The sequence below is a fragment of the Comamonas sp. GW821-FHT11H03 genome, from assembly GCF_058807955.1.
This window is the reverse complement of the sequence record NZ_JBXARF010000002.1, coordinates 39,926-60,184: the sequence shown is the minus strand read 5'-3', so window position 1 is coordinate 60,184 and position 20,259 is coordinate 39,926. Positions and strand designations below refer to the sequence as shown.

The window sequence follows — 20,259 nt, the reverse complement described above, 5'->3', positions numbered from 1 at the left end:
CACCCGACAAGGCTGCCTCCGGCAGCCTTTTTTTGGGCGATCGGAATCCTGATCTGCCGCCTGTTCAGCGCAGGCCGCCGCTGCCGGCAGCTCCGTACCAGGCCACAGCGCCCGCATACCCGGCTGCAGTCTCCAGCGGTGCGCAGTCCATGCCCGTCAGCCGCGCCTGCAGCGAGCCGCTCCATTCCGCCAGACCCAGGCCAGCGCATTTGAGCCTGGCTTCGTGCTGCGTCCAGGCGCTCGCAAATGCTTCAAAAAAAAGAGTATCCGGCGCAATGTCCAGAAGCTTTTGAGCGGTTTCCGGTCTCAGAAACAGACGCACGACATCCTCCAGCTCGTGGCGCGGCACGGTCGCGTCCACGGCCTGGATATCCACACCTACCGCACCCCGGCCATGCCACGCCAGCAGTGCCAGTCCCGGCGCATGGCTGATGGAGCAGTGCGGCGCCGCAAGCGGCTTGCCGCGCAGCAACAGCCGCGGTGCCCGGTTGCGCAGGTTGCTGACCTCCAGCTCGGCCTCGGTACAGCCCAGCTCCGGTGCCAGACAGGTACGCAGCGCCGCCCGGGCCTGGCCGCGCGCCCTGTCACGGTCTGTGGCGTCCAGGCCCTGCACCAGCCTCAACTGTGGCGCTGCGGCTCGCTGCTCGCCGGCAAAGAGGCAGGGCCGGATCTGCATCAGGCCACCCCGGTGCGGCGTCGGGCCGGTGCGGCCGGCGCGCCCTCCCAGCGCGTGCGCGCGGGCAGGGTCTCGCCCTTCATCACCAGGGTCAGCGGCCCGAGCTGCACATCATCGCCAACGCTGGCACTGTAGAGCACCGTGCAGCGCGCGCCCATGGTCACGCGGCTGCCTATGGACACATGGTCTATCTTCATCACCCGGTCCTCGAACAGATGAGTCTGCGGGCAGCACAGCGCGTTGAGCTCGCTGTGGGCGCCGATCGTCACGCAGTCATGCTCGGTGATGTCGGTGGTATCCAGATAGACGCTGGGCGCAATCTTGCAGCCCATCAGGTTCATGGCCAGTGGCAGCCAGGGCGTGCCACGCAGGTAACGCAGGAAATTGGGCACGGCCATGCCCTCGTACATATTGGTCGCGGCTTCGGAGAGCCAGACAAAAGGCGTCCACATGGGCACGGCCGTCTTGCCGTAGCGCCTGATCGCCAGCCATTTGAACAGCGCCACCACAAAGAACGCCACGACTCCAAAGAGCACCCCCGAAATGGCCAGCTCCAGCACCACGGCCCCCCAGCGCTCTTCGGAAGCCAGAGGCATCGCATCCAGCACAATGGCGTAGCCCACGGCAATCACCAGCGCATGGGGAACGGCAATGCGAACGGCCTCCACCAATCCGCGCGCGACTCGCCGCCATGCAGAGGGCGCAAAAGTCAGATGCTCGGGATAGCCCTGTGCGACCTCGCGCGCCGGCAAATTGATCGCGGGCGCCCCCAGCCAGGTGTCGCCGCTTTGCATGTCCGCATTGCGCGGCACGGCCGTCATCACGCCGATGAGCACGTTTTCGGGAATGGTCGAGCCATCGGGCACATAGGCACCGTTGCCGATGAAGCTGCGGCGCGACACCACCGTGGGCTTGACCGTCATCCAGCCGCCGTCGATGAGCTCGTCGCCCAACATCACTGCATCGGCCACAAAGCACTCGTCACCCAGCGTCAGCATATCGGGCACCACGCCCAGCGCCGTGGACAGCTCGGTCTGCTTGCCGACCTTGGCGCCCAGCAGCCGGTACCAGGTGGAGGAGTAGACCGTGGCGTAGATGCCGTGCAGCGTGGACAGGCTCGCCTCCTGGATCTGGTTGACCAGCCATTTGCCCAGGTAGCGCCCGCTGTGCACCGACCAGGTGCCGGCCCGCGTACGCGGCAGGAACAGATAGCGCACCAGCGCTGCCGCCAGCACCGTGCAGGCCACCAGCACCAGGCTGGAGGGCAGCGCCAGAACGAAGAACTTGAGAAGGCGCAGCACGAAGGCCCCACCCGCATCGACCACGCCCTGCTCCAGCAACGGCCGCACCGAGATCGCCTCGACGTCGAGCACGTCGATCAGCATGAAGGTCGGGAACACCGGCATGAAGAACAGCGTGGCCACCAGCAGCCCCCCCGCCAGGAAGACCAGCATCTCCAGGGCCTGGCGCAGCCGCCCGGCACTCTGGCGCGGCGCCAAGCTGCCAGGGTCGAACTCGCCCACCGCCCGCGCCGGCGAGCCGGCCCAGATGCTGCGCGCGGGCTGGACCATGCCGTCGGCCAGCGCCGACTGCCCCTCGAGGTGGGCCCAGTCTTCGAGACGGGTATTGCCTTCCACAACCACATACGAGCCTATGCAGACCTCGTTGCCGATGGCGATACGGCCCAGCACCAGCTCACCGCCTTCGACGCGCGCGTTCTCCATGCTCACGGCATTGCCCACACTCACGCCGTCGCCTATGACCAGCAGGTCGGGGACCCGCACCGTCATCGAGCCGATATTGGTCTCAAGCCCCACTTTCGCGCCCAGCGCACGCAGCCACAGCGGGTGCAGCGAGGAGCCGGTGATCATCGCGATGGGCACGGCCTCCACCAGCCGGTCGGCAAACCACCAGCGGAAATAGGTCCACCCCCACAGCGGGTAGCGCCCCGGCTTGAGGCGCCCGGCGACCAGCCATTTGCCGGCCCAGGCGATCGCGAATTCGGCCAGGGTGGCGATCGCGAAAGCCAGCACCGACATGGCCACGGCAAACCCGACCGAGTCGTTCTCGTCGCCGGTGAAGAAGTGATAGGTGAAGAACGGCGCCAGCCACTGTGCCATCTTGATCAGCACCAGCAGCGGAATCGCCACTGCCTGGGCCGCGCCGCAGCGCCAGCGCCGCCACGCGGAATGGATGCGGAACGGCCTCTGCGCAACGCCGGCTGCCGCCTCATCGTCGGCCAGCTGGACGGCCTGCAGCGCATCGGCGATCAGGCCTATGTGGCGCTGCTGGTAGATGGTGCTCACCGTGGCCCGGGCAAAGCGCGCATCGGCACGCAGCAGCGAGGTCAGCCGCGCCGCGAACAGGGAATGCCCGCCCAGGTCGCTGAAGAAATCCAGCCCGCGGCGTATGGACTGCCCCGGAAAAAGCTGGGCCAGGGCCGCGAACAACACCTCCTCGGCCGGAGTCTCGGGCAGGTCGGAGCCGGAAGCATCCATCGCCGAGGACAGCTGCTGGACCTTGAGTGCCTTGCGGTCTATCTTGCCCGAGGTCAGGCGCGGCATCTCGGCCAGCGCCTCGAAGCGCGCGGGCACCATATAGGGCGGCAGGCGCTCGGCCAGGGAGGCCCGCAGCGCGGAATGCACGGGCGGCGGGGCAATCTCGGTGGGCACGTAGAAGGCAACCAGCTGGTCTATGCCCTCGTCCTGGCGCAGCAGCACCGCCGTGGTGCCCACGCCCGGCTGCTGAGCGAGCACGGCTTCGATCTCGCCGAGCTCCACGCGAAAACCGCGGATCTTGACCTGATCGTCGGCCCGACCCAGGCAGTGGATCTGGCCATGCTCGTCGATACGCGCCAGATCCCCGGTGCGGTACAGCCGCGTATCGTGCGGACCCTGAGCCCAGGGGTTGGGGAGGAATTTCTCGGCCGTCAGATCGGGGCGACCCAGATAGCCGGCCGCCACGCCGGGGCCGGTGATGCACAGCTCGCCGACCTCGCCCTGCGGCAAGCCCACCAGAGCGGGCGCGGTGCCAGCTGCAAAGCTGTCGGCCTCGATCACCCGCACCACCACCAGGCCGTAATTGGGCAGCGGCGTGCCTATGGTCACGGGCTCGCCGGCCCGCAGCTCGGCCAGGCTCGCGGACACCGTGGCCTCGGTCGGCCCATAGGTGTTGAACATCTGACGCGGATCACCGCCCCCCCGGTTGGCCCAGCGCGCCACCAGCGATTCGGGGCACATCTCGCCGCCAAGATTGATGAGGCGCAGATTCGGCACGTCCTGCGCGAACAGCGCCAGCAGCGTGGGCACGGCATGCAGCACCGTCACCTGCTGCTCTATCAGCGCGCGCGGCAGCGCCTCCGGATCACCGGCGATCTCTCGCGGCGCCAGCCACAGCGTCGCCCCCACGAGATAGCTGATCCAGATCTCCTCAAACGACATGTCGAAGGCCACCGAGAAGCCCTGGTAGACCTTGTCGCCCCGGTGCACGCCAAGCCGCGCATTCTCGCTGCGCAGAAAGTGGCAGATGCTGCCCTGGGTGATGGCGATACCCTTGGGCTTGCCCGTGGAGCCGCTGGTATAGATCACATAGGCCGGGTGGCCGGGCTGCGCGCCATCTCGCCGGCGCAGCGCCGTGCCCGCCGGCAGCGGCGCCAGCAGTGCGGCGTCGCTGAAGACCTGCGCTGAAATACCTGCCTGGGCGCTCACCAGATGCGTCTGCCGCTGCGCTATCAATAGCGCCTTGGCATTCGCATCGTCGAGGCAGGTGGCGATGCGTTCGGTGGGCGTTTCGGCATCGAAGGGCAGCCAGGCCGCGCCGGTCTTGGCGATCGCCAGCTGCAGCGTCAGCAGCTCCATGCCGCGCGGCAGCCACAGGCCCACCATGTCGCCGGGGCGGATGCCGGCCTCGATCAGCCGGTGCGCGGCGCGGCTGGCATCGGCGTCCAGCTCCGCATAGCTGCGCTGGCGCAGCGTCTCGCCCTGTCCCTCGATCAGCGCGATCTGTTCGGGGTGGGCGGCGGCAGTCGCTTCGAAGATATCGGCCAGCACCTCATGGCGCAGCAGGTCTGGCCGCTCGGGCCCACGTAAAACAACAGTGTCAGACATAGATCAGCGGCTTACCCGGAGCAACCATGCATCCGAACCTGGTGGTACCGCTCTTTTCTGTCCGCCATTATTGAGCGGAGTGACCGTTTTAAGTGTTGCACAGCCGGCTTCCCGCTCCGGCGTTGCACATATTTGCATCCATGAAGAGCAGTCGCTGCAGCGGACCGGCCAGGCCTTCGTGCATCACGGGGGCTTTTCTTCGATCAAAAATCGGTGCCACTGCCCCATGAGCACCATGAGCCTGCCTTTGCAGAAATGGCGCGTGTGATGCGTGATGCGTGATGCGTGATGCGTGATGCGTGATGCGTGATGCGTGATGATGGTGAGGTGTGTTGTGGAAGAACGCACTGCATGCGCCGTATCGGCCGCCCTTGCGTGCGCTACAAGCTCCGTTCACTCACTTCCACACGGGCGCCCAGACCCTCGAAATGCTGCACCAGGCGGTCCTTTTGCAAGGCGCTGACGCTATCGTCCAGCAGCGTCAGCGGCAGCCGGGTCTTGAGTTTCAGCAGCTCCTGCGCAGACATCGTCGTGAAGATTTTCCTGAGCGCCAGCATGACCCTGGCCGGATCGGGCCCCAGCTCCAGCAGGCGCACGGTGTAGAAGATGATGGAAGAACGCGTTTCAAGCGGCACCAGCGGCGCTTTGGCTGCCTTGGACTGAACGTGCGCCATCAACTCCTCGAGCGAGGCAAACAATGGCCTGGCCGCGCGGTGAGGCTCGTCATGCCACTTCCACAGCACAGGCACTTCGGGCCGGCTCATGTCACCGATCAGCGGGTCGCCATCCAGGCCGTGGGTCAGCACCAGCCAGTGCGGGCTCCAGCCATCCGCCACCGCACCATCGATCCAGCGCAGATCACCGGGCGTGCTGGCCTTGAGGTCCAGACCGAAGCGGTACTCACCAGTCTGGGACCACAGCCCGGCCGCATCGGTGGCACGCTGCATAGCGAGCCAGTTGCCTGCGCCTTCACGCCATGCAGGAAGCTGCAGCCACGGCAGCGCATCCTGCCAGCCAAGCGCCCAGGTCATCCAGGCCTGCACCGCCGGTGGCTGCGGTGGGCGCTCGATCTGCGCCATCCACGCGACACGCGAGGCTGCCAGATCCGCCGGTGCAGGAAAGCTGCTGGGCGAGAAGGACATGGTGCGCGCCGCCTCTTACCGCGCCAGCACCGGCGCCAGTGCCTTGCCGGTATGGGTGCCGATTCTGACCAGCTCCTCGGGAGTTCCCGTGGCCACGATGCGCCCGCCTTCCTTGCCGCCTTCGGGGCCCAGATCGATGATCCAGTCCGCCTCGGCAATCACGTCGAGGTCATGCTCGATGACCACCACGCTGTGGCCGCCGTCGACAAGGCGGTGCAGCACATGGATGAGCTTGTCCACATCGGCCATGTGCAGGCCCACGGTGGGTTCGTCCAGCACATACAGCGTGTGCGGGGCCTTCTGCCCGCGGCGGCCGATATCATCGCGCACCTTGGTCAGCTCGGTCACCAGCTTGATGCGCTGGGCCTCGCCGCCCGACAGCGTGGGCGACGGCTGACCCAGGGTGAGATAGCCCAGACCCACGTCCTTGAGCAACTGCAGCGGATGGGCAATCGAGGGCATGGAGGCGAAGAACTCCACGGCCTCGTCGACCTCCATCTTCAGCACATCGCCAATGCTCTTGCCGCGCCAGCTCACGGCCAGCGTTTCGGGGTTGAAGCGCGCACCGTGGCAGACCTCGCAAGGCACTTTCACATCGGGCAGAAAGCTCATCTCGATGGTGCGCACGCCCTGGCCTTCGCAGGCCGGGCAGCGGCCTTCGCCGGTGTTGAACGAGAAGCGACCGGCCGCATAGCCCCGGGCCTTGGCCTCCAGGGTCTCGGCAAACAGCTTGCGAATCGTGTCCCAGAAGCCGATATAGGTCGCGGGGCAGGAGCGCGGCGTCTTGCCGATCGGCGTCTGGTCGACTTCGAGCACGCGATCGATGGTCTCGAAGCCCTTGATCCCCTTGCAGCCCACGAGCGCCGGCGACTTGCCGGCATCCATGGCATCGCGCCCGGCCTTGGTCGAGCGCTGCTGCACCCAGGCCGCCACATTGCTCAGCAGCACATCGCGCGCCAGCGTGGACTTGCCCGAGCCGGAAACGCCGGTTACGGCCACCAGCCGCTTGAGCGGAACCCGGGCCTCCACATTCTGCAGATTGTGCAGGTTCGCGCCCAGCACCGTCAGCCAGTGCAATGCGTCGCTCTCTTGCTGTAGTGCAATTTCAGTAGCAGCTACCGCTTTCTTTTTCTTGGTTTTGGATGTTTTCTTATCTGAAACCACCATATCACCGGTGCCAGAAGCTTCTGTATTGATAGCGTCCGGTTGCACCGGTGGCTCGCCCTCTCCCACCCACAGACGCGGCTTGAAGGGGTGGCGCATGGCGTGCAGCAGATAGCGACCCGTGACCGAATCCTCGGCCGCCATGATGTCGGCCACCGTGCCTTCGGCCACCAGACGGCCGCCGCGAATGCCGGCGCTGGGGCCGATATCGATCACGTGGTCGGCACGGCGAATCGTGTCTTCGTCGTGCTCCACCACCACCAGCGTGTTGCCCTTGTCACCGAGCTTGTGCAAGGCATTGAGCAGGATCTGGTTGTCGCGCGCATGCAGGCCGATGGTGGGCTCGTCCAGCACATAGCAGACGCCTTGCAGATTGCTGCCCAGCTGCGCAGCCAGGCGGATGCGCTGGGCCTCGCCCCCGCTCAGGGTGGGGGCGCCGCGGTCCAGCGTCAGATAGTTCAGACCGACTTCTTCCAGGAATTCGAGACGGCTCTGGATCTCGGGAATCAGATCGCGCGCAATATCGGCTTCGCGGCCCGTAAGCTCCAGACTCTGTATCCAGTGGCGCACATCACTGACTGACAACTGGGCAATATCCGTAATCGCCTCGTCGTGAAACTTCACGGCTCGCGCCACAGGGTTCAGACGTGTGCCGTGGCACTTGGGGCATTCGACCTCGGCCAGGTCCTCCACTTCCTGTCCCTCGAACTTCACCTCACGGCCCCGGTTGTCCTCGGCCAGCAGGGTGTCGTCATAGACCTTGCGCTGGTCCTTGTTCAGCTTCACGCCCGTGCCCACGCAATCGGGGCACCAGCCGTGCTTGCTGTTGTAGGAGAACAGACGCGGATCCAGCTCGGCATAGCTGGTGGCGCAGACCGGGCAGGCACGCTGGGTGGAGAACACCTGCAGCGCGCCGATGCCGGCCGTGCTCTGGCCCCCCTGCATGGCATCGGCCAGGTTCTCGATGCCGGACAGCACATGCAGCACGCCCTTGCCGATTTCCAGCGCCTGGCGCAGATGGCCGCGCAGCTCCTTCTCGTTGGCCGCGGTCACCGTCACGCTGGCCACGGGCAGCTCGATGGTGTGTTCCTTGAAGCGGTCTATGCGCGGGAAGCCCGTGGTCGGCAGAAACTCGCCGTCCACGCGCAGATGCGTGTAGCCCTTGGGTCTGGCCCAGTCGGCCAGCTCGGTATAGACGCCCTTGCGGTTGACGACCAGCGGGCTCAGCAGACCGATGGTCTGGCCACGGAAGTTCGTCATCAGCTGCGCGGCAATGCTTTCCTCGGTCTGCGGCTGCACGATGGCATCGTCGTGGATGCAGTGCTGCACGCCCAGCTTCACATAGAGCAGGCGCAGAAAGTGCCAGACCTCGGTGGTCGTGCCCACCGTGGACTTGCGACCACCGCGCGACAGGCGCTGCTCGATGGCCACCGTGGGCGGTATGCCATAGACCGCATCGACCTCGGGACGGCCCGCAGGCTGCACGATGGAGCGCGCATAGGCATTGAGCGATTCGAGATAGCGGCGCTGGCCTTCGTTGAACAGAATGTCGAAAGCCAGCGTGGACTTGCCCGAACCCGACACCCCGGTCACCACATTGAACTTGCCGCGCGGAACTTGAACGCTCAGGGACTTGAGGTTGTGCTCCTTGGCATTGACGATCTCGATCACGTTCTTGGCCTGCGGTGCCTTTTCGGCCTGGGCCTTGCGCTGGGGCTTGTAGAGCATGGGAGCGACTTCGCGCACCGCCTCGCCGCCCACGCCCATGGCCAGGTCGTATTCGCGCAGGGCCTGGGCCGTATGCGATTCCTTCACATGGCGCACCTCCTCGGGCGTGCCCTCGGCCACGATCAGACCGCCGCCGTCACCACCTTCGGGGCCCAGATCGATCAGCCAGTCGCTGGCGCGAATCACGTCCAGATTGTGCTCGATGACGATCAGCGAGTGGCCGGCTTCCAGCAGCTTGCGCAATGCGCGCATGAGCTTGGCAATGTCCTCGAAATGCAGGCCGGTCGTGGGCTCGTCGAACAGGAACAACGTGCCTTTCTTGGCCAGCGACTGCTTGGACTTGCTTTGCGCGCGAGCCGCCTCCGCCAGGAAGCCTGCCAGTTTCAAGCGCTGCGCTTCGCCACCCGACAAGGTGGGAACGGGCTGGCCCAGCTTCACATATTCCAGGCCCACATCGACGATGGGCTGCAGCGCGCGGATCACGTCACGGTCCTGCGCAAACAGCAGCGCGGCCTCGGCCACCGTGAGCTCCAGCACATCGGCCACATTCAACGACTGGCCGTTGCGCTCGATTTTCACTTCCAGGATCTCGGGGCGATAGCGCGTGCCGTTGCAGTCGGGGCAGCGCAGATAGACGTCCGAGAGGAACTGCATCTCCACATGCTCGAAGCCCGAGCCGCCGCAGGTCGGGCAGCGGCCGTCGCCGCTGTTGAAGCTGAACTTGGCAGCCGTGTAGCCGCGCTGGCGTGACAGTGCAGCCACGGCGAACAGCTCGCGCAGCGCATCCCAGGCACCCACATAGCTGACCGGGTTGGAGCGCGCCGTCTTGCCGATCGGCGACTGGTCCACAAACATCACATCGGCCAGATGATCCGCGCCCAGCAGGCGCTCGAACGCGCCCGCAGCATCGGTGGGCTTGCCGAAGTGACGCATCAGCGCAGGCACCAGCACATCCTGGATCAGCGTGGATTTGCCCGAGCCCGAAACGCCGGTGATGGTGACCAGGCGCTGCAGCGGAAAGTCCACGCTGATATCACGCAGATTGTGCTCGCGCGCGCCTTCGAGAATCAGGCGCGGCGTGCTCTCGGTCACCATGCGCTTGAGCCCGAAGCCCACCTGCTTGCGCCCGCCCAGATAGGCGCCGGTCAGGGTATCGGCCTTGCGCAGATCCTCGGGCGTGCCGTCGAACACGATCTGGCCGCCGCGCGCACCGGGGCCCGGCCCCATGTCGATCATGCGGTCGGCGGCAAACATCACGGCGGGGTCATGCTCCACCACCACCAGCGTATTGCCCGCATCGCGCAGGCGCTGCATGGCTTCGGTGATGCGCTCCATATCGCGCGGGTGCAGGCCGATCGAAGGCTCGTCGAGCACAAACAAGGTGTTGACCAGCGAGGTCCCCAGCGCCGTGGTCAGATTGATGCGCTGCACCTCGCCGCCGCTCAGCGTGCGGCTCTGGCGGTCCAGCGTGAGGTAGCCGATGCCCACATCGCACAGGTACTGCAGCCGCGTCATGACTTCTGCATGCAGCATCTTCAAGGCCTGGGCTTCGCCATCATTTTTAACGGCATCCTTGTCTGGCGCCAGCTGCGCAAAGAAGTCGCGCAGGCGCGTGATCGGCAGACGCATCAGGTCATGCAGGCACAGGCCCGGCAGGCTGTCGAGCTGCTCGCGGCTCCAGCCCACCGCCTGCGGCATGAAGCGCTGGTATCGCCCGCCTTCATCGCCGGGCGGCAGCACGGCATCCGCTGCCTGCTTGCCGCCAATGCGCCAGAGCAGGCTTTCGGTCTTGAGGCGGGCGCCACCGCAGCTCGGGCATTCGGTATAGCTGCGGTACTTGGACAGCAGCACCCGGATATGCATCTTGTAGGCCTTGCTTTCGAGGTACTCGAAAAAGCGGCGAATGCCATACCAGGTCTGGCTCCACTTGCCGTTCCAGTTGGGCGAGCCTTCGATCACCCAGTCCTTCTGCTCGCGGGTCAGCTTGGACCAGGCCGTATCGCGCGGAATGCCCTCGGCCTCGGAATGGCGCATCAGGTCGTCCTGAATCTCCTTCCAGGCCGGCGTCTGGATCGGCTTGATGACACCGGTGCGCAAGGTGAGTTTTTCGTTCGGAACCACCAGTCCCCAGTCGACCCCGATGACGCGACCGAAACCACGGCAGGCATCGCAGGCGCCCACCGCGGAGTTGAAGGAGAACAGCGAGGGAATCGGCTCCTGATACGTCAGATTGCTTTCGGGGCAGTGCAGACCCAGCGAGAACTTCCACAGCTCGGGCTCGCCCGCCTCGGCAGCGCTTTCAGGCAACACATAGACCGTGAGCCTGCCGCTGCCGCGCTTGAGGCCCACCTCGATCGCCTCCATGGCGCGGGAACGCTCGGCCTTGCCGAGGCGAAAGCGGTCGGCAATCACATCCAGCACCTTGATCTTCTCGGGGGCTGGCTTGGCTTTTTTCTTGCCCTTGGCGACCTCATCGGCGGCGGCGTGAGCGCGCTCCACTTCGCGCTCGGCCTGCACCTTGGTGAAGCCGCTGGCAGACAGCCATTGCTCCACCTCTTCGGCCGAGGTATTGGCCGGCAGCTCCACCGGGAAGGTGATGGCAATGCGCGGGTCGCCTGCGGCCTCGCAGCGCTGGGCCAGTTCGGCATAGATGCTGTCCGCCGTGTCGTGGCGCACCGGCAGGGCCGTCCTGCTGTCGAACAGCTGGGCCGCGCGCGCAAACAGCAGCTTGAGGTGATCGTTGATCTCCGTCATCGTGCCCACGGTGGAGCGCGAGTTGCGCACCGGGTTGGTCTGGTCGATGGCAATCGCGGGCGGCACACCCTCGACCTTGTCCACCGCCGGCTTGTCCATGCGATCGAGGAACTGGCGCGCATAGGCGGAGAAGGTCTCGACATAGCGGCGCTGACCTTCGGCGTACAGCGTGTCGAACACCAGACTGGACTTTCCCGAGCCGCTGGGGCCGGTGACTACGGTCAGCTCACCAGTACGGATATCGATGTCCAGATTGCGAAGATTGTGCTGGCGAGCACCACGGATACGGATCAGGCCCTGCGTCATGTTCTGCGGTCTTTTCTATGGAGGCCAAACATTCTAGGCAGTCCTGGCAAGAGCCTGGGTTGCGCATGTGCATTCCGGCTGCGCAGCAGCATTGAAAAGTGCAATAAAAAAGCCCCGACCGATGGGGCTTTGATCCTTTGATCGCTTGCGGCAGTCTTTATTTGGACTCCGCCGGTGCATGGATCGCTTCGGCACCATGCTTTTCTCCACTCATATCCACCTTGTCACCGGCCTTCATGATGACAAACAGCGCCACGGCGGCAAACACCACAAAACCAATCGCCAGCTTCCACATATCAGTCTCCAGAGTGTTATGAACAAGCAGCCGGTGCAGCCGCTCGTGCCACGCCAGTCAGCACGACCATTGAGCCTGAGCGAGTTTGCGCGTGGCTTACTGCCAGACAGGCTGCACATAAGAAAAAACCCCATGCCTTGCGACATGGGGTGTGAACTTGGAGTAATGGTCTGCATTATCAGCTGCAGCTGCTGGAGACACCGCTTGCGCGGTGCACAAATTAGAAGTTGTGACGGATACCCACTGCAAAGGAGCTGAAGTCCTTGCCTGCGCCACCACTTGCACGCAGAGAGGAAATAGTGCTACCGCCATTGAGATAGCTGATGCCGTTACTGTTGTTGATACGTGTGTAGTACGTATAGACCTTGGTGCGCTTGCTCAGGTTGTAGTTGTAGCCAAGCGTCCATTGCGTTGCCGCAGAATCAGCAATATGGCTCCACTTGTTGGCGTGACCCACGTTGGCATGGAATTCCGAAGCGCCCATGGTGTACATGGCCGACAGACGGAAGTTGTTGCGCGAACCAGCGCCGGTGCCGCTGATCTGGTTGTCGTCCTTGTTACGCTGGTAGTAGGCACCCAGAGTCACTTGACCGAATGTGTACAGGCCGCGCAGGGCAGCTTGCCAGTTGTCGCCCACCTTGCTGAAGCCGGCGCCCAGGTGCAGGGGGCCGGTGGCGTAGTTGGCTGCCAGATCGTAGCCATTCTTGCGAGGACCGACCGAGGGATCCTTCTCGTGCATCGACACGGAGGCATCCACTGTCAGGCCACCCATGTTGGGGGTGCGATAGCCGACCTTGTTCTTGGTGCTCAGACCGCCGAACCAGACGGGATCGTAGTACAGCGCATCCGAAGATGGGCCGGTGTCGTGGTTGTGCATGCTGATGTAGTCAGCCGTTGCGTAGTAGGACTCGGGAACGAAGTTGCCCAGACGGACCATACCGAAGCCGCCAGAAAGGTTCACCTCGCTTTGACGACCAAAAGTCAGGCCGGAACCAGTTCCGTGAGTCCAGGGAGTGCCTGCGCCGTCATCCGAATTGAAGCCGGACTCCAACGTGAAGCCAGCCTTCAGGCCGCCACCCAGATCTTCCGTTCCACGGATACCGAAGCGCGAAGCATTGTTGACCATGCCCGTAGCGGAGGTGTCGCCCAGCTTCTGGTGCTCAATCGAAGTGTTCACGCGGCCGTACAGCGTCACGCTGCTTTGTGCCATTGCGGTGGTTGCGCCCATCACAGCCAGTGCGGCCAGTGCGATGCGAGTCATCTTGCTCATTCAATGCTCCTATGTCCTGGGATAGTGTTTTTTGCACCGCATTGGCTTGTAGGTTGTTGGCCCTCTCGCGGCTAGGTGTGATTCTAGGTTGGCCCCTCTCGAAAGCATGATTTCCATCGCAAAAAAGTAACGCAATGATGCTTTGTTGCCACACTGCTGTAACCCATTAGTGCTGCGGCAAAAAAAAAGATCTGCAAAGCACAAGCCTTGCAGATCTTCGATGCGATGCTGCATAAATTGCAGCATCGGCGCTTGGCATCAGTCTTCGGCGTAGATGTCGCGATCCTTGGTTTCGGGCATGAACAGCGTACCGATCACGGCCGTCACGCCGGCGATGATGATGGGGTACCAGAGGCCGTTGTACATATTGCCGGTCTGCGCCACGATGGCGAAGGACATGGTGGGCAGCAGACCGCCAAACCAGCCGTTGCCGATGTGATAGGGCAGGCTCATCGAGGTGTAGCGGATGCGGGTCGGGAACAGCTCCACCAGCATGGCCGCGATGGGACCGTAGACCATGGTCACCAGCAGCACCAGATAGGTCAGGATCACGACCATCATGACCTTGTTCATCTTGGCGGGGTCGGCCTTGGTGGGATAGCCATCCTTGGCCAGTTCGGCGGCCACCGTCTTCTTGAACGCACCGTCCTTGGCCTTGGCGTCTTCAGGGCTCAGACCCTTGAGCGAGAACGAGGGAATCTCGGTCGCACCGATACGGATCATGGCCTGCGTGCCTGCAGCAGCATCTTCGGTTTCATAGCTCACGGAACCCGCAGCCAGCACCTGCTTGGCCACGTCGCAGGAGCTGGTGAACTTGGTCGTACCTGTGGGGTTGAACTGGAAGGAGCACTCCGCAGGATCGGCCACGACGACCACCTTGTTCTTGGCTTGAGCCGCAGCCAGGTCGGGGTTGGCGGCTTCGGTCAGCGCCTTGAAGACCGGGAAGTAGGTCAACACGGCCAGAATGCAGCCCAGCATGATGATGGGCTTGCGGCCGATCTTGTCGGACAGCGTGCCGAAGATCACAAAGAAAGGCGTGCCGATCAGCAGTGCGGCGGCAATCATCAGATTGGCCGTCACGGCATCGACCTTGAGCTGCTGCGTCAGAAAGAACAGCGCATAGAACTGGCCGGTATACCAGACCACAGCCTGACCTGCCGTCAGGCCGACCAGCGCCAGAATCACGATCTTGAGGTTCTTCCACTGACCGAACGATTCAGTCAGAGGCGCCTTGGACACTTTGCCTTCTGCCTTCATCTTTTGGAAGGCAGGAGACTCGGACAGCGTCATGCGAATCCAGACCGAGATGGCCAGCAGCAAGATGGAGACCAGGAATGGAATGCGCCAGCCCCAGTCGGCGAACTTCTCTTCGCCCATCGAGGTACGCACGCCCAGAATCACCAGCAGCGACAGGAACAGGCCCAGCGTCGCCGTGGTCTGAATCCACGAGGTGTAAGCACCGCGCTTGCCATGCGGCGCATGCTCTGCCACATAGGTGGCAGCGCCGCCGTACTCACCGCCCAGGGCCAGACCTTGCAGCATGCGCAGCGCGATCAGGATGACGGGGGCGGCCACACCAATGCTGGCGTAGTTGGGCAGGATACCGACGATGAAGGTGGACAGGCCCATGATCAGAATCGTCACCAGGAAGGTGTACTTGCGCCCGATCATGTCGCCCAGACGGCCGAACACCAGCGCGCCGAAAGGGCGCACGATGAAGCCTGCCGCAAAGGCCAGCAACGCGAAGATGAAGGCCGATCCTGCATCCAGACCGCTGAAGAACTGCTTGGCGATGATGGCCGCCAGAGATCCGTACAGATAGAAGTCATACCACTCGAAAACGGTTCCGAGTGAAGACGCAAAGATGACTTTGCGCTCTTCCGGGCTCATCGGCCTTGGGGCCGATTTACCTCCCATATGTGCTGTCGCATTGATGGCCATGTTTGTCTCCTAGGTTTTGGAATGTCAGGCGCTGCCAACTCACCTGGTTGTCCAATATCAAAGCGACAACTGACCGCTAACTTACAAAAAAAAGCTTCTCAAAAATTCAAGACTGGGCATTACCCGACCCTCTCCGCACTTACCCGGATTCGTTTTTTTTTGATGTGAAAAACCAGGGGCAAACACCGATATCGTAAGTAAGGAGGCGGTCAGACGGGCTTCTCAGAATGCATTGCAGGCAAGCCACCGTGCACCGGATGGCAGGCTGGAAAACTTCAAAGGAGACAACGCTGTGCGAGACCCGGTGATAGAGACAATCCAAAACAACCCCGCCTACCAGCAACTGCGCCGCAAGCGCAACCGCCTGGGCCTGGCGCTGACCGTTCTGATGCTGGTCGTGTACTACGGCTATGTCGCGCTGATCGCGTTCGACAAGGAGTTCCTGGCCCGGCCCATCGGTGCCGGAGTGACCACGCTGGGCATTCCCATCGGCATGGGCGTCATCATTTTTTCCGTGATCATTACCGGCCTGTATGTGCGCCGCGCCAACAACGAGTTTGATCAGCTCACCCGCGACATTCTCAAAGGCATCAAGCAATGAAGCAGCGCATCTTTTCCCAATGGCTGGCGGGCGCTGCGGCGCTGGCCGCGACAGCTCCTGTGCTGGCCGCCGGCGGTGACGTCGGCAACGCCGCCAAGCAGGCCACCAACTGGACGGCCATCATCATGTTCACCGCCTTTGTGCTGGCCACCCTGTGGATCACCAAATGGGCGGCGGGCCGCACCAAGTCGGCCTCCGACTTCTATACCGCAGGCGGCGGCATCACCGGCTTTCAGAACGGTCTGGCGATTGCGGGCGACTATATGTCCGCCGCCTCCTTCCTCGGCATCTCGGCCTCCGTCATGGCCAGCGGCTATGACGGCCTGATCTACTCCATCGGCTTTCTGGTCGGCTGGCCCCTGCTCACCTTTTTGCTAGCAGAGCGCCTGCGCAATCTGGGCCGCTTCACCTTTGCCGATGTGGCCGGCTACCGCTTTGCGCAGACGCCGTTCCGCATCTTTGCCTCCTGCGGCACGCTGGTCGTGGTGGCCTTCTATCTGATTGCCCAGATGGTCGGTGCCGGTCAGCTCATCAAGCTGCTGTTCGGCCTGGACTACTGGATCGCCGTGGTGATGGTTGGCGGCCTGATGATGATCTACGTGCTGTTCGGCGGCATGACGGCCACCACCTGGGTGCAGATCATCAAGGCCTGCCTGCTGCTGGCCGGCGTGACCTTCATGGGCTTCATGGTGCTGGCCAAGTATGGCTTCAGCCCCGAGGCACTGTTTGCCGAAGGCGTGAAGGTGCGTACCCAGATCGCGGCCAATGGCGGTGCCGAGGCCTCTGTGGCCGAGAAGCTCGGCCTGGCCATCATGGGACCGGGCGGCTTCATCAAGGACCCGATCTCCGCCATCAGCTTCGGCATGGCGCTGATGTTCGGCACGCTGGGCCTGCCCCACATCCTGATGCGCTTCTTCACCGTGCCTGACGCCAAGGAAGCACGCAAGAGCGTGTTCTGGGCCACGACCTGGATCGGCTACTTCTATGTACTGATCTTCATCATCGGCTTCGGCGCCATCACCCTGGTGCTCACCAACCCCGAAATGGCAGACACGGCCAAGGGTGTGATCCACGGCGGCGCAGGCACGGCCAATATGGCGGCCGTGCTGGTGGCCAAGACCGTGGGCGGCGATGTGTTCTACGGCTTTATCTCGGCCGTGGCCTTTGCCACGATTCTCGCCGTGGTCGCAGGCCTGACCCTGTCCGGCGCCTCGGCCGTCTCGCACGACCTCTACGCCACCGTCATCAAGAAGGGCAAGGCCGACAGCGCCTCCGAACTCAAGGTCTCGCGCATCACCACGCTGTGCCTGGGCTTTGTGGCAGTGCTGCTGGGCATTGTGTTCGAGAAGCAGAACATCGCCTTCATGGTCTCGCTGGCCTTTGCGGTGGCGGCTTCCGCCAACTTCCCGCCGCTGCTGCTATCGGTGCTGTGGAAGAACTGCACCACCAAGGGCGCCGTGATCGGCGGCTTCATGGGCCTGTTCTCCTCCGTGGGCCTGACCATCGTTTCGCCCTCGGTGTGGGAAGCGACTCTGGGTCATCCCGCCGGCTCGGCCTGGTTCCCCTATGCCTCGCCTGCGCTGTTCTCCATGGCCATCGGCTTCTTCGGCGTGTGGCTGTTCTCCGTGCTCGACAAGAGCGCGCAGGCTGCCAAGGAGCGCGCCGTGTTCCCTGCGCAGCAAGTGCGTTCGGAAACCGGTCTGGGTGCCGCAGGCGCATCCGGCCACTGATGATGTGAATGGCCCGGCGCCATGCCGGGCCCGGGCAGAAATCTGCCCTCACCTCGGCCCGCAGAGACCGCTACGGTTTTTGCGGGCCGCGCTCATTCCACGTCCAGCCCGCCGCCCTGCGCCAGCTCGAACAGCAGCTCGCGCGCCCATTGGTGTCCGGCAGAGCGATGGGTGCGTGCATGCCAGGCAGCCGTCTTGGTGAAACCCGGAATCTCCAGCGGCGGCTCCAGCACCAAAAGCCCCGAGTCGGGCTGGACCAGACGCCGCGGCACGACGGCAATCAGATCGCTGCTGCGCAGGATTTCGGGCAGCACCAGAAAGCTGGTCACGGACAGCGCCACACGCCGCTTGCGCCCCAGGCGCTCCAGCGCCTCGTCCGTCACACCATGGAAACTGCCTCCGTCATAGGACACCAGCGCATGGTCCAGAGCGCAGAAGCGCTCCAGCGACAGGCCACGCCGGCGCACATCGGGATGGCCCTGGCGCATCACACAGACATAGCGTTCGTCGAACAGCCGACGCGCATGCAGATCGGGGGCCGTGCGCTCCGGCGTGACCAGCGCCAGATCGATATCGCCGCGCTCCAGCCGCTCGTGCAGCGGCAGATGCTGGGCCGGCACCACGGCCACACACAGGCCGGGCGCGCGCTGACGCAACACCGCCAGAAACGGCAGCACCACCGCCTGCAGCGCGTAATCCGTGGCGGCAATGCGCAGCGTCATATGTGCCGTAGCCGGATCAAAGGCCTGGGGGCGCAGCAGCGCTTCGGCATTGCACAGCAATTCCTTGAGCGGCCCGGCCAGTGCCAGCGCCCGCAGCGTGGGGGCGATGCCGCGCTGCGTGCGCACGAACAGCGGGTCGTCGAAGCTCTCGCGCAGTCGCGTCAGCATGCCGCTGACCGCCGGCTGGGTCAGCGCCAGACGCTCGGCAGCGCGCGTCACGCTGCGCTCGTCCAGCAGCGCATCCAGGGCCTTGAGCAGATTCAGGTCCAGACTCTTGATATCAGTCGGCATGATTTCACAAATCAGAAATATCGATTGGATTTATTTCACCATAGACCCCATCATTTCCCCATTCCCTTCGACAGAAGCCCTGCATGCACTGCATTCACTGGCCCGCCGACTACATGCCGGGCACCACCGAACACTTCGTCTCCAGCCAGCTCATGGCCCAGGGCCTGTATTCACCGTTTTCCGAGCTTCGCTGCCCTTGATTTTTTGATAGCTGCCAGCACCTTCATTCATTGATTTTCAGATTCCTTTAATGCTGAAAACCAGCAATGAAGAGCGCTAGGCGCTATCAAACCTTTGGCATCCTGCTCTGCCGCAGGACTGCCGACTCATTCCATTCGCACCACCGATACTCCGCATGTCTGCACTCTTTACCCCATTCACCCTCAAAAGCCTGACCCTGCGCAACCGCATCGCCATTCCGCCGATGTGCCAGTACAGCGCCGTGGACGGACTCACCAATGACTGGCACCAGGTTCACTACGCCTCCATGGCGCGCGGCGGCGCGGGGCTGGTGATTGTCGAAGCCACGGGCGTGTCGCCCGAGGGCCGCATCTCGCCCGATTGCACCGGCCTGTGGAACGACGCCCAGATCGAAGGCATGTCGCGCATTGCCGCCGGCATCAAGGCCGCAGGCGCCGTGCCCGGCATCCAGATCGGCCATGCCGGGCGCAAGGCCAGCGCCAACAACCCCTGGGAAGGCGACGACCATATTGCCGAAGGCGATGCCCGCGGCTGGCAGCCGATTGCGCCATCGGCCATCGCCTTTGGCGGCGGTCTGCCGCGCGTGCCCCGCGCCATGACACTGGAGGACATCGCCCGCGTGCAGGGCGACTTTGTCGCGGCAGCCCGCCGCGCCCTTGCAGCCGGCTTCGAATGGCTGGAGCTGCACTTTGCCCACGGCTATCTGGCGCAGAGCTTTTTCTCGGCCCACAGCAACCAGCGCGACGACGCCTATGGCGGCAGCTTCAGCAACCGCGCCCGCTTTCTGCTGGAGACCGTGGCCAAGGTGCGCGAGGTCTGGCCCGAGCATCTGCCACTGACGGCGCGTTTCGGCGTCATCGAGTACGACGGCCGCGATGAGGAAACGCTGGAGGAATCCATCGCCGTCACGCGCCAGATGCGCGAGCGCGGCCTGGACCTGCTCAATGTCAGCGTCAACTTCGTGATTCCCGATGTGAAGATCCCCTGGGGCACGCCCGCCTTCCTGGCTCCCATTGCCCAGCGCGTGAGCCGCAGTGCCGGCCTGCCCGTGGCATCGAGCTGGGGCATGGATGATCCGCAGATTGCCGAGCGCATCGTGGCCGAGCGCCAGGTCGATCTGGTCATGATCGGCCGCGCCCATCTGGCCAATCCGCACTACACCTACCAGCTGGCGCAAAGCCTGGGCGTGGCCCGCCCCGACTGGACCCTGCCCGCACCCTATGCCCACTGGCTGGAACGCTATCGCGGCGCCGCCAAGCAGGCCGCAGCCTGAGTGGGCCGTCGCCCCTCAACGCGCCAAAGATCTCGATCGCAAGGAGGCCCGGCTGCCTG

General features: G+C 64.0%; 11 protein-coding genes. 3 read left to right on the top strand and 8 right to left on the bottom strand.

Annotated elements, in window-relative coordinates:
- Window positions 1-64: 64 nt before the first annotated feature.
- The 7 genes from AC1RTQ_RS04795 to AC1RTQ_RS04765 form a co-directional block, all read right to left on the bottom strand.
- Window positions 65-676, bottom strand: a complete 612-nt coding sequence (locus AC1RTQ_RS04795; RefSeq protein WP_492874555.1) for a 4'-phosphopantetheinyl transferase family protein — start codon at window positions 674-676, stop codon at window positions 65-67.
- Window positions 676-4,782 (bottom strand): Pls/PosA family non-ribosomal peptide synthetase, encoded by a 4,107-nt coding sequence (locus AC1RTQ_RS04790; protein ID WP_492874554.1) that lies wholly within the window; start codon window positions 4,780-4,782, stop codon window positions 676-678. Before AC1RTQ_RS04790 ends, AC1RTQ_RS04795 begins: the two co-directional genes overlap by 1 nt.
- Before the next feature lie 380 nt (window positions 4,783-5,162).
- The gene (locus AC1RTQ_RS04785) at window positions 5,163-5,924 is read right to left on the bottom strand and encodes a hypothetical protein (protein ID WP_492874553.1); all 762 of its coding nucleotides are present in this window, start codon (window positions 5,922-5,924) and stop codon (window positions 5,163-5,165) included.
- 15 nt (window positions 5,925-5,939) lie between these two features.
- Window positions 5,940-11,876, bottom strand: coding sequence for an excinuclease ABC subunit UvrA (uvrA, locus tag AC1RTQ_RS04780; RefSeq protein WP_492874552.1), 5,937 nt, complete (start codon window positions 11,874-11,876; stop codon window positions 5,940-5,942).
- Window positions 11,877-12,033: 157 nt separating this feature from the next.
- Window positions 12,034-12,171, bottom strand: coding sequence for a hypothetical protein (locus AC1RTQ_RS04775; protein WP_196354110.1), 138 nt, complete (start codon window positions 12,169-12,171; stop codon window positions 12,034-12,036).
- A 220-nt stretch (window positions 12,172-12,391) separates the two neighbouring features.
- Entirely contained in the window at window positions 12,392-13,441 is a 1,050-nt protein-coding gene (locus AC1RTQ_RS04770) for a porin (RefSeq protein WP_492874551.1), read from the bottom strand.
- 258 nt (window positions 13,442-13,699) lie between these two features.
- Complete coding sequence (locus AC1RTQ_RS04765) at window positions 13,700-15,382, bottom strand: MFS transporter (RefSeq protein WP_492874550.1); 1,683 nt, start codon at window positions 15,380-15,382, stop codon at window positions 13,700-13,702.
- Window positions 15,383-15,674: 292 nt separating this feature from the next.
- Here AC1RTQ_RS04765 and AC1RTQ_RS04760 point away from each other — a divergent pair, with 292 nt between their 5' ends.
- The gene (locus tag AC1RTQ_RS04760) at window positions 15,675-15,983 is read left to right on the top strand and encodes a DUF485 domain-containing protein (RefSeq protein WP_302092406.1); all 309 of its coding nucleotides are present in this window, start codon (window positions 15,675-15,677) and stop codon (window positions 15,981-15,983) included.
- A complete protein-coding gene (locus AC1RTQ_RS04755; protein ID WP_492874549.1) occupies window positions 15,980-17,713 on the top strand; it encodes a cation acetate symporter in 1,734 nt (577 codons plus the stop codon). Before AC1RTQ_RS04760 ends, AC1RTQ_RS04755 begins: the two co-directional genes overlap by 4 nt.
- A gap of 92 nt (window positions 17,714-17,805) precedes the next feature.
- Here AC1RTQ_RS04755 and AC1RTQ_RS04750 read toward each other — a convergent pair whose 3' ends face one another.
- On the bottom strand, window positions 17,806-18,726 hold the full coding sequence (locus tag AC1RTQ_RS04750) for a LysR family transcriptional regulator (RefSeq protein WP_302092408.1): 921 nt from the start codon (window positions 18,724-18,726) through the stop codon (window positions 17,806-17,808).
- 355 nt (window positions 18,727-19,081) lie between these two features.
- On the opposite strand from AC1RTQ_RS04750, the gene AC1RTQ_RS04745 reads away from it, so the two are divergent.
- The gene (locus AC1RTQ_RS04745; protein WP_492874548.1) at window positions 19,082-20,200 is read left to right on the top strand and encodes an NADH:flavin oxidoreductase/NADH oxidase; all 1,119 of its coding nucleotides are present in this window, start codon (window positions 19,082-19,084) and stop codon (window positions 20,198-20,200) included.
- The last annotated feature ends 59 nt before the right edge of the window (window positions 20,201-20,259 follow it).